We start from the raw sequence: 11,446 nt of genomic DNA, 5'->3' as shown, positions 1-11,446 counted from the left end.
GCGGCCCACGCCAGGGGAACCGACGCAAATGCTTCATTGATCTCATACGTATCGAAGTCACTGATCCGCATGCCCGTGCGCTCGAGAACATGCCTAGCGAGGGGGTGAGGATAACTGTCTCCAATGCGCATCCTCACAACCGAAAACTTGCGCGCAGCACGTAGTCGCCCCGCTAAACGCAGGCTTGCGGTGACTAACGCCGATCGAAGAGACGTCCCTGAGCAGCTCGACCAATGCTAAAGCGTCGAATTGCCGGCTGTATCGCGTCTCATCTTCGAGACTACTGAGCGCTCACTAATATAAGCTGGGCTGCGAGGCGGGGCAGGAACGCGACTATTGCCGCCATAGGAAACGATCACACTCACTCAAGGCGGAGGAAAAACTATGAGCCTGCGAACAGTACCCGGGCAGGCGCTCCCTGAGATCTTGGAAGTTGCGCTGGACGAGTTCACTACGCACGGATATGACGCGACGTCTGTGCGCACAATCGCGAAACGGCTGAATGTGAGCGTACCGGCGCTCTACTATCACTACGAGAACAAACAGGCGATTCTCACCTCATTGTTGACCCACGCAATGAATGTCCTCGAAGCGATGGTCAACAAGGCCGTCGCTGAGGCCCTTGACGAACCACGGCCCCGCCTTGCCGCGCTAGTTGAGGCAGTTATCCTGTACATCACTCAGCACCGCGACCTCGCGTTCCTCGACCGCGAGATGCGTAGCTTAACACCCGAGAATCACTCACACTACGCAAAGCGACGCGACTACATTGAGCACCTCGTAACCGAATGCATCGACCGCGGGTGCTCCGACGGCTCCTTCGCCACACTCCTCCCCCGCGAGTCGAGCCGAGCGATTCTCAGCATGTGCCTCAGCGTCCCCAACTGGTACCGACCGGACGGAACCCTGACACCAGAGGACCTCGCCCAGCGATATGTCACGCTCGCGCTCGACATGGTGCGCAGTGTGGCCAAGGAGCCGCACGAGCACCCATCCGATCCCCACCCTGCCGCTGATTGAATCTTCTCGTTGCTGAGATCCATCGGTAATGCGGTAGAGGGACATCCGCCGTTCCTCGCGTCGGCGGCGTGAGGAGCCACCGGTTCGGAGCCAGTGGATGGTTGCCTTCCCGGGTGTACGGGGCACACGGCGGAAGAGGAAACCTCAGTGCCACGGAAGACCAGTGCCGAGTTCGTACCCCAGTTTCGGGCCGAGATGCTATCTGTGCGGGCGATAGCAGTCTCGAAGTCGATGCTTGGGGAGACTACGTCGCCGAAAGCGGACCCTGCAGGCGGACACGTACTTCCCTGCTGACGGACACCTGCCTGTTGGGGGTCATCGGGCAGGTCGTGTTGGTCCAGACGCCAACATCCCTCCTGGGCGTTGCCTGGGGTCTCCTACCGCTACAGGCAAAAACCCATCAGAGGGATGCATAGGACACCGACGCTGATACTCGTGGTGTCCGTGGACGCACTGACCCGAAGTCTGACTAATCAGCGGCCCAGCTCACGTCCTAGCCGTCCTCCACGATAAACATGGCCAGGCAGCTTGACATAGAAGTAAGGTAGAAGACCTCCGTGGTCAGGATCGTGAGTGTGGTAGCCCACATCCTGAACACGGAGGTCTTTCCCTACCTCAGCCGTTCATAGCTTGTCGGACAGTACGCTTAGCCCTTACCCCACAGCTCGAGGTATTGATCGCGGAAGCCCTCGGGACCTTCCCAGTCGTTCACGTCGGGACCCAGATTGTTTGTCGTAAACATCTGGTAGGGCCGCACCGCATGGTTCTCCTGGTCGACGTCCATGCCGAGTTCGTGGCGGGCCATCTGATCGACCACAGCGTAAATGGCGTCAGGTATAGCGTAGGCAGCTCCGATGTCGTAGCTTCCGTCGCGAATACCCTCGAACTGGTCAGTCGTCGGGTAACCGACGCCGATCTTGACGTCGTTCAGACCGGCGGCGTCCAGCGCCGTACGCAGGCCGACTCCCGCGAGACTGATGTCCATCGTCACATATTTGATCTCCGGATTTTTCCGGATCTCCGCGACGATTGTTGACGTGCTATCCCCATTCACCACCTGCGGGGTTGAGAGCTCCAGGACGCTCAGCGAACACTGTGGGCAGTTCTCTTTTAATCCTTCCTGAACCTGGGTGCCCGACGCTGCTAGGACGGGAACGTCGGGGTAGGTCACGAACAGCACACTTCCCGCACCATCGCTGTCGGCGATCACCCAGTCCATCAAAGACAGCCCGGAGGCAGCGATGTTATCCACGTTAGCGACATTGCCGTAAATACCGTTCGCCTCGCCTTCGACATCACCCACTGAGGAATTCAGGAAGATCGGAACGTCTGCAGCTTTCGCCGCCTCGAGCCCCGACTCGATCGCATCGACACTGGTCGAGTTGATCATGATGTAGTCGGCACCACCGGCAATTGCTTGCTCGATAGCGTTGCTGGTGCCCTGGGGGTCCGCTGCGTCGGTGGCCAAAACCCGGCCCTCCCAACCCAGGGCAGCCGTCGCTTCCTTGAAGGGTTGATCCATGGGCGTAGCAGTCGAGTTGTTGAGCCGAATCAAGTAGCCGACCTTCCCCTCCTCCGGGGTACCCGATAGGGGCGCCGGGATGCCGATGTCGGTGATCGGCTCGAGCAGAGGATCCAACCTCTCCGATGCTGCGGCTGCAGCCTCCGTGCCCGAGCCGGCCCCTTCCGTAGCTGCTCCAGCAGCTTCGTTGGGCGAACCGCTTCCACATGCTGAAACTGTGAGCAACAGTGTCGCGAAGCCAGCGACGGCGATTGCCTTCTTCATTGCACTGTCTAGTGTCGTAGATAGCACGGTCGTTCCTTACTGTTAGTTGGGTGCAGCTCTGGCACCACGCTCGCAGGAGAGCAGAATGGGACTGGGCGCGCCTAACCAAGGATTAATCTTTGGTTCCTGGTGGCGAAAACGACTATGACCGACCCGAATCAACCGCAGCCTCGTTGGCCGCTGGCCTGTTGTCGGCCTCACCGCCAGACGGCGCGGTCAAAGGCTCATCATTTGAAGCCGTCTTGGGCCGAGTGTTCTGGCGGGCACTGAAGACGACAGCGAAGATCAGAGCCAACCCGTTGAACATTGGGGTGATCCAGAACCCGCCAGCGTCCAGGGAGAGTTGCAAGCCTTGCACGCCCAAGGCCAGTGTCATGATGGCAAGGAAGGTGCCCCACACGTTAGGTCGGCGATTGAACTGCGTTGCGCCCAGGAAGACTGCAGCGAAGGCAGGAAAGAGCATCGGCATGCCGATCGAGTTGGAGAACGTGCCAACTTGCGCGGCATACAAGACTCCGGCGCTACCGCTGATCAATCCGGATGCGACGAATGAACCTATGACGAGACCGTCAGTACGCACCCCGGACAACCGTGCTGCCTCCCGATTCATCCCCGTGGCGAAGAGTTGACGCCCGAGCTTGGTCCACTCCAGGACGTACCACAGGACCAAGCAGACAAGCACCGCAGCCAACAGCGGCACCGGAATCCCGAGAAGACGGGCTTGACCAAAGTCAGAGAACCCCTGAGGGAAGACGCCGCGCACCTGCTGGTTGTCAGAGATATTGAGTGCAAGAGCGGCCACGACCTGGCTAACGGCCAGAGTGACGATAAATGACTGCAACCGGAGCTTGACCACCAGTAGTCCATTCACCAACCCGACCACGCCACTGGCCATGACCGCCATCACGCAAATGAGGAATAGGCTGCGGTCGGGGTACAGCACGGTCTGGGTGCAGACGATTACTAGCGAGAGGGCCATATTCGTGCCGATCGTGATATCAAACTCGCCGGCGATCAGCGGTAGCATCGCCGCCAGGGCAATCAAGACTACGACCGCCTGACTCGAGGCCACGACCTGCATGGTCACCGAGGAGAGGAACAAGTCCGGGATAACTAGTCCGAAGATAAGGACAATTGCTGCCAAGAGGTACAAGACGCTGATCCTGCGGACGCTAAACAATCGCGCAGTCCGTCGTAGCGCGGTGGTGTTACTCATAGTCGGTCCGCTCCTATACTTTCTGTTGACGAGGCCTGTGCGACCGCCAGCTGTTCTTCTTCGATTCGCTCCGGGGTGATGTCCGCGCCTTCTAGCACCGTGGCGACGCTTCCCTTTTTCATCACCAATACCCTGTCCGCCAGGGCCGCAACCTCATTTTCATCCGAGGAGCACACGACGACTGCGGCTCCTCCGGCCGCCACCTGCTTGATCAGGTGATGGATCGCCTGCTTCGCCCCAATGTCGACACCTTGGGTAGGTTCATCGAGTACCAGCAGTCGCGGATTCATCCGGAGGAGTCGACCGAGCACCACCTTCTGCTGGTTTCCGCCAGAGAGCTCAATTGCAGACTTCTCGACCTGCCCGGGTCGGACGTCGAGGACGTCGATCCACTTGCGAGTCTCGATCCGCTCCAATCTCCGCACGACACGCGCGAAGCGACTGACGGAGTCCAAGTTTGATATCACCGTGTTTTCCCGGATGCTGGCTCCCGCAAAGAGGGCATCACGACGACGTTCGGCCGGCAGGTACTGCACGCCCGCCGCGAGTGCCGAGCGCGGATGACCCGGCTTGACCGTGATGGAGTCCACGCGCATCGAACCACGCCGATCAATCTGACCCGCCAACGCAGGTGCCAGTTCCTCACGCCCCGAACCCGTCAACCCGACGAACCCAACAATCTCACCGGCTTGGACCTCGAAGTCGACCCCCTGGGTCAACGGGGTACGCAAACCATCGACCACAAGGACGGCGGAACCGTCCCGCCTTCGCGATGAAACTGCCTCACGCGCTGACGCCTGTTCCCTGGCCAAAGCACGGCCGAGCATAAGGCTCGCTAAATCGGAGTTGTTCATGCCCCCGGTCTCGTGGGTCGCAACATTACGACCGTCACGTAGGATCGTCACTCGGTCGGCCAACCCCAACACCTCATCCAGATGATGGGAGATGAACAGGACCGAGCGGCCCTTGGCCGCCAGTCCCCGCAGTGCCCGATACATGATCTCGGCATCGGCCTGGGGCAGTGAGGCTGTTGGTTCGTCAAGGATCAGTAGCTTGGGATCATCCCTCCCAGCGGAGACGGCGCGAACTATTGCGACTGCTGTCCGCTCTGCCGCAGTGAGGTCCTGCACGCTCAAGGTCGGGTCAATGTGATATCCAAAGTCACTCAGAGCCTCACCGGCACGCTTGACTTCATCCCGCTTCGACAACGGCCGTACCCACCGGCGCCCCGACGCAAGATGGAAGTTGTCTGACACCGACAAGTTCTCTACGAGCCCCAGATCCTGGTGGACGAAACGCAGCCCCGCCAAGTCCGCAGCCTTCACCACCCCCAACGGGAAAGGTCGCCCCTCCACCAAGGCCTCACCGGCGTCCGGCGAATGAAAACCGCCCAGCACCTTCACTAGCGTTGACTTGCCCGAGCCGTTTTGCCCTACCAGCGCATGAATCTCGCCCGCGCGAACATCCAGGTCGACTTCCGCCAACGCACGCTGTGCACCGAAGGTCTTGCTGACCGAACGCAACTGCAACGCGCACGCAGGCAACGCACCACTATCAACAGGCGCAGACACGTGGCCTCCTCATATTGTGAACCGACGGCAATAACGACAGCGCGATAAACGAAGAGAGCTTCAGGCGTGCCCGCCTCGTGTCCGCTTTCCCCAAGCGCCGGTTGCGCCCGTGGGCAACAGGCGCGGACTGGGTGAATACCCCCACGGCGACGTCGCTTCGCCGTGGGGGTGAAACTGCACTCGGATGAGGCATTTCAAACTCCTGGAATTGGTTGGGGCGAACCGCTCGCTCGACCCATGACATGGATCACACGGTAGCGGGTTAGTGAGCGCTATATCAATAGCAGGCCGCCACATGTTTCCGGACTTATCGCCGTCGAAGGTGCTGCGGGCCTGGAGAAATACGTCGTTGCCCCTGCCTTACCTGAGCGCCCCAGCACCAACGGCTCACCGAAGCCACTTGGGACTGCCCACCTTGTTCAACTTAGCCAAGAGGGCCAGCTCCGCCCCCTCGTCCGCGTGCCGGTTCCAGCGGCATTCGACAACTTACGTCCACTGTCAACCGCTCCGCGCCCCACAGGGAGGCCGATGGACGCCGACCCTTGCAGGCATTGTCGGCGCCTAACCGTTGACATAGCGTTCGCTATATTGCATGCTGGAGAGCACCAGCCGCACTAGCTGTCCCGGAGCTGAATATCAACCGGCGCAAGGTGAGATATGTGTCACGCGCACGAATAGTTGAAGGTGCTGTGGCTGATATCTCCCGAGGTGGATCCGGGCCGAGCTATTCACCGTCCAAACAATCCAGGAGCATTTGCATGTCCCGTTCAACGGAAGAGTCAAGTAAAGTTTCATCCTCTCCCCGGTTTGACGCTGTCGTGGTGGGCGCCGGAATTACGGGGATCTACGCCCTCCACCAGTTTGTTGAGATGGGCCTTAACGTCAGGCTCGTGGAGGCCGGGTCTGGAGTCGGGGGCACTTGGTACTGGAACCGGTATCCGGGGGCGCGATTCGACTCGGAGAGCTACTCCTACGGGTATTTCCACGACAAGGAGCTGCTGCAGGAGTGGGACTGGTCGGAGGAGTACGCCGGTCAGCCTGAGATCGAGCGGTACATCAATCACGCTGTGGATCGGTGGGATCTGCGCAAGCACATTCAGTTCAACACAACGGTCACGGGGGCTGTCTACGACGAGTCCGCCGGTGAGTGGGAGATCAGTCTGTCCAATGGTGACTTGCTGCGTAGCCAGTACTTTGTCCCGTGCGCCGGCCTGCTCTCGGCGACTTATACGCCCGATTTCCCGAACCTCGACTCGTTCGCCGGGGAGCTGCTTCTGACCTCGCGCTGGCCAAAAGACCCAGTCGACTTCAAGGGAAAGAGGGTCGCCGTCATTGGCACCGGTGCCACCGGTGTCCAGGTGATCCCGAAAATCGCGGAAGATGCGGAATCCCTGACCGTCTTCCAGCGCACGGCGAATTGGGCCCATCCGCTCAACAACCGGCCTATCTCAGCCGAGGAAATGGCGTCGATCAAGGCCTCCTACGACAAGATCTGGGAGAAGATGAAGGGGGTCTGGATGAGCTTCCCCCATGACCCCGATCCTCGTAAGACATTTGAGGTCTCGGACGAAGAGCGGTTGGCGAAGTTTGAGGAGCTCTACTACCGGGCCGGGGGTTTGCGCACGGTCTCAGACCACTTTGTCGACATGGCCCGCGATGAGGCAGCGAACGCGGCCTGGTGTGAGTTTTTCGCGGAGAGGATCCGTGAGAGGGTCAAGGACCCGGCCGTCGCCGAGAAGCTGATTCCTAAGCACCTGTTCGGCAACAAGCGCCCGCCAGGGGAAACTAACTACTACGAGACCTACAACCGGGACAATGTCGAATTGATCGACGTCAACGAGACGCCGATCGTTACCTTCACTCCCGACGGGATCGAGACGACGGATCGCGCCTTCGACTTCGACGCTGTCGTGCTCGCCACCGGGTTCGACGCTGTCACGGGTGCCGTGTTGAACCTGAACATCCGGGGCGTGGACGGCCTCGACCTCAGGGAGGCGTGGCGCGAAGGACCCAAGACCTTGCTCGGGGTCGGCACGCCCGGCTTCCCGAACCTGCTCATCGCTGGTGGACCGCACGTCGGGGCCGGCAACGTGTTCCGCGCGACTCAGCTTCAGGTGGATATGATCTGTGCCGCCATCTCCCGCGCGCAGGCCACCGGCAACACGACGATCATGGTCACGGAGGAGGCAGCCGCCGATTTCACCAAGCATGTGCTCGAAGCCGTAGAGGGCCTGAACCTGAATTCAGACAGCAACTGGTACACCGGCGGCAACATCCCCGGCAAGGTGAAGGTCTTCACTCAGTACTCCGAGGGCATCCCCGAGTATCGGCGGCGTATTGACAAAGAAATCGCCGAGGGCTTCCCGGGATTGGTGTTCACGTCGCATCAACTTGCTGAGGCTAACTGAGAAGGAGGGAAAAGCACCTGACTCATTGCCCCTTGATTCCGGCGTCTCGAGGCCTGGATCGCTAATACTTGGAGGGCGGCGTTCTACGCTTGCGGGCTGATTTCGTCATCGGGAGCAGGCCCAGCCAACAAACGCGCTTCGACTTAAAAGGGGGGTAATACACACCCAGGGTGCGAGACAGTTTCATTAACGAGATGCCCTTTTGGGCGGGTGATACGGAGCCGAAAAACATCGTGTCTTACCCGCCTAAAAGGGCATCTCAATCTTAACCCTATTCTCATTCACAACTCATATTGGAGAGCAGAGTGAACCGCCCAAGGTCTGCGAGAGACTCGCTCTATGAGACTCCAACCAGGATCTGATCGTTCCGGTGCGTAGCGTAGAACGTCTCCTCGAACACTGCACGTCATCCAGGTAGCCGTGCAGCAGTGGTTGTGCAAGTAAACCCAGCAGAGGGTGGCGCTCGACGGTCTTCCGCGGCCAGCCCTCACGCGGCAGGTCCACGGATCAACTCGGCCTTGTAGCAGTAGCCGTCCACGGTCTCCGCGAGGGCGTTGTCAACGCTGTTGCCCACCGTACCGATCGAGGGCACCGCCCCGATCTCGGCCAGCCGCTCCCCGTATCGAATTGACGTGAATTGCGGCCCTGCCTCACTATGACAGCAACGCTGCCAGCCGCGTGCCACAGGGCCAGCGGCCATCTCGATCGCATCCCACACCATCGAGGTCCTTGTGTGGGAAGCGACCCGCGACCCCACGAGTAGGCGTCGATAATGAGGCAGACGTGGGAAACCGGCCCAGGTCGGCACGTACGTCAGGTCGGTGACCTACAGCTGATACGTAGTTTCCATTGTCAAGAGGCATAGGTAGGCGGCTCTCCGGGCTCGTTGAGTTAGAGAGTCGCTCCTTGTGCCGATGGGTTGGGCCGGGCGGATGGGTGGACTGTTGTCCACTGGCATGGTCAGGCTGATACTCGCGGATGGGTTGCCGCATGACGATGTGTTCGGCTGGAGACTACCGGTGTCTAGGATCGCGAATCGTAGGCCCCGTGCTTGTGAGGCCTCCTGTCCATAGCTGCAACTCGGGTTAGCTCCACGTGCTGCCCGTGCCGTCCGGCGGGTGCCCAGATCGTGGGCACGTTCTTGGTCAGGCGGTGTTCACGTGGCGCTTTCTTGGACCGGTGCGGCCAGTGACCAGCACCAGCCGGCGAGTTCGTGGGCGATGGCCGTGTTGGTCTTGTTTGGGGTCTTTTTCCGGGCGTCGAACTGTTCCCAGCGGCGGTGCAGCCGGTGGTTGCCTTCCTGTGCCCGCAGGCGTGCCGGATCGACCTGTTCCCACTGTTTGAGGGGCCGTTCGCCCGGGCGGATGTAGGGCCGGCGGTGGGTTCTTGCGGCTTCGACGAGGAGCCAGCGGGCATGCGTGTTGCCGGCCTTGGTGATCACGCCTTGCCTCCTGCTCTGGTCGGAGGAGTTCTCCGATGGGACCAGGCCGAGGTAGGAGGCGATCGTTGCTCCGGTGAAGCGTGTCCAGTCATCGATCTCGGCAGTGAGGCCGAAGCCGGTGGCGCTATCGATGCCGCGCAGGCAGGTCAGGGCGTTGATCACCAGGGTGAATTCACAGTCCGCGGCTGCAGTAGCCACGAGTTTATCCAGGCGTTTGCGGCGCTGAACGGCCATCGATTCGGCTTCGAGGAGGGAATCGAAAACAGCTTGCGCGGTTGGTTGGTCGAAACACTGACAGCCCAGCCAGATACCGTGTCCACGAGTCCAGCGGGAGTCCTTCGGATAGACCGTTCCCTGGCGCAGCAGCATCGTGTTGATGCGCTGGCGGGCGTGGGTGAGGTCCTTGACGGCGACTGCGTGGGCGCGGGAAAGGTCCCGCAGGGCTTCCTGAGCGGCGGTCGGCACGCGTACCGGCACGATCTCCCCGAGCCGGAGCGTGCGGGCCAGGACCAAAGCATCGCGCTTATCGATTTTGACCCGGTCCCCGAGCGCGCGCAGCAGCCGTGAGGGCGCAGCGACCTGGCAGTCGATGCCCGCACCGGCAAGCGTGTGGGCAAGCCGGAAGCCGGTCAAGCCTGCTTCGTAGGTCACCGCGAGCGGGACCGGGCAACCGTCTCTAGTTCGGCGCCTCAGCGGTGAGCTTCCGGCCCACCAGGTCAGGATGGCCGGCCACCTCCGGCATCCGGCCGGGTGGTACGTACCCTCTTGGCACGCCGCACTCCTTCGATCCACTCTGCCCGCAGGAGTCGGGCGACCCGGTCGCGCCCGTTGGTGGCCGGGCGCGTTGGACGGCCTCCCAGGTCTTGCGTGCCCCGTAGACCCGGTAGCTATCCTTCCACAACGGCGGCACGACCGGGGTTATCACCCATCCCGCTGCGCTCGTGCGGACAGGACTTCGCAACCTAATACGTACTTGGGACCACCGACAACACTCCTGCCTGACGCAGGACAGTGCAAATGGGCACGACCGAAGAGGAGCGTGCGCCCCTCGAAGAACACGCGCCGGTGGGCGACGATGAACGCGACTACCTCTTGTGTTGGCTCATCGAGCACCGACAGAGAAGAGCGACCCAGCCCACTTGAGGATCTCGTTGGCGCGGCGCAGCTCTCGGTTCCCCTGCTCCAACGCCAAGATCCGCTCCGAATCATCGGTCGTGACGCCCGGAGCGTTCCCGTCCTAGATATCAGCCTGCTTGACCGAGGTCCGGTTCGACTCAGTGCCATACCCCAACTGTCCGGCTACCGGCTTCACAGTGCCCTGAGTGGTACCCACTTCAGCGCACAGGGTGCGCATCACCCGCACTGCGGCGGCTTTCTCCTCTGCGCTGCACTGACGCATGGTCGGCTGATCCTGAGAGATGGCCGTCGGCATGACCCCATCCTCGTTTCCAAGGTCAGGAGTCTCCAGAAAACCGAGAGCGATTCATCGAGCTCCCGGATCCGCCGGCGCATCTTGCTCGGTTTTACCCTTCAATGCGTTCCGTGGATTCGAATCCGTTCTGATGCAGGCTGGCCTCGTTCCCCACACCTGCAGCGCGGACTTCGACATCCCAAGCAGACCTGCTTCTGGGGCATTCCTGCTAGAACAGTTCCAGGGCGCTGGCCTTGAACTACTTCGACCAGATCTTCGGCATTATGACTATCCTCTCCGCTCCGCAGAGCAGTCAAGAAGTCAGCTAAACCTTCAGCGGGCCCATCGATCGTCGGCATGCTGCCCATCCTTCCGGACTCAAACAGCAGCGGCATCAAATCTGGGCGGTTCAAACCGTGAAACGTCATCCACAACGCCGGAATGTGAAAACGTCCCACGACTATTTAACACGGCAGAGCCTCCGGGGCCCCCTCGACTAGGAGGCCGCTGAACAAATTGCTTCTGTAACTTGGGGAGTTTAAGGCGCGCCTGCTGGACTCGTCCGCTCAGTGGTTAAGACTGGTCTTATGCAG

General features: G+C 60.8%; 7 protein-coding genes and 2 pseudogenes. 2 read left to right on the top strand and 7 right to left on the bottom strand.

The features are described from left to right. A pseudogene (locus AC5RWU_RS22535) lies at positions 1-131 on the bottom strand (hypothetical protein); the annotation flags it as partial. A 253-nt stretch (positions 132-384) separates the two neighbouring features. On the opposite strand from AC5RWU_RS22535, the gene AC5RWU_RS22530 reads away from it, so the two are divergent. After that, entirely contained in the window at positions 385-1,020 is a 636-nt protein-coding gene (locus AC5RWU_RS22530; protein WP_493986410.1) for a TetR/AcrR family transcriptional regulator, read from the top strand. A gap of 646 nt (positions 1,021-1,666) precedes the next feature. Here AC5RWU_RS22530 and AC5RWU_RS22525 read toward each other — a convergent pair. From AC5RWU_RS22525 to AC5RWU_RS22515, 3 genes are all read right to left on the bottom strand, one after another. Next, positions 1,667-2,806: a sugar ABC transporter substrate-binding protein gene (locus AC5RWU_RS22525; RefSeq protein WP_493986409.1), complete on the bottom strand. Its 1,140-nt coding sequence runs from the start codon at positions 2,804-2,806 to the stop codon at positions 1,667-1,669. 142 nt (positions 2,807-2,948) lie between these two features. Beyond that, complete coding sequence (locus AC5RWU_RS22520) at positions 2,949-4,022, bottom strand: ABC transporter permease (protein WP_493986408.1); 1,074 nt, start codon at positions 4,020-4,022, stop codon at positions 2,949-2,951. Beyond that, a complete protein-coding gene (locus AC5RWU_RS22515) occupies positions 4,019-5,593 on the bottom strand; it encodes a sugar ABC transporter ATP-binding protein (RefSeq protein ID WP_493986407.1) in 1,575 nt (524 codons plus the stop codon). The genes AC5RWU_RS22520 and AC5RWU_RS22515 overlap by 4 nt, the downstream gene beginning before the upstream one ends. 758 nt (positions 5,594-6,351) lie before the next feature. Here AC5RWU_RS22515 and AC5RWU_RS22510 point away from each other — a divergent pair. Next, positions 6,352-8,001: a flavin-containing monooxygenase gene (locus AC5RWU_RS22510; RefSeq protein WP_493986406.1), complete on the top strand. Its 1,650-nt coding sequence runs from the start codon at positions 6,352-6,354 to the stop codon at positions 7,999-8,001. Positions 8,002-8,338: 337 nt separating this feature from the next. Here AC5RWU_RS22510 and AC5RWU_RS22505 read toward each other — a convergent pair. The 3 genes and pseudogenes from AC5RWU_RS22505 to AC5RWU_RS22495 all read right to left on the bottom strand — a co-directional run. Beyond that, positions 8,339-8,827: pseudogene (locus AC5RWU_RS22505) on the bottom strand (transposase domain-containing protein); the annotation flags it as partial. Between the two features lie 330 nt (positions 8,828-9,157). Continuing rightward, on the bottom strand, positions 9,158-10,093 hold the full coding sequence (locus tag AC5RWU_RS22500) for an IS110 family RNA-guided transposase (protein ID WP_493986405.1): 936 nt from the start codon (positions 10,091-10,093) through the stop codon (positions 9,158-9,160). Positions 10,094-10,679: 586 nt separating this feature from the next. Beyond that, positions 10,680-10,874, bottom strand: a complete 195-nt coding sequence (locus tag AC5RWU_RS22495) for a hypothetical protein (protein ID WP_494037330.1) — start codon at positions 10,872-10,874, stop codon at positions 10,680-10,682. Positions 10,875-11,446: the final 572 nt, after the last annotated feature.

Source organism: Arthrobacter sp. B0427-1-12 (assembly GCF_059092905.1).
This window is presented reverse-complemented; position numbering and strand designations above follow the sequence as displayed.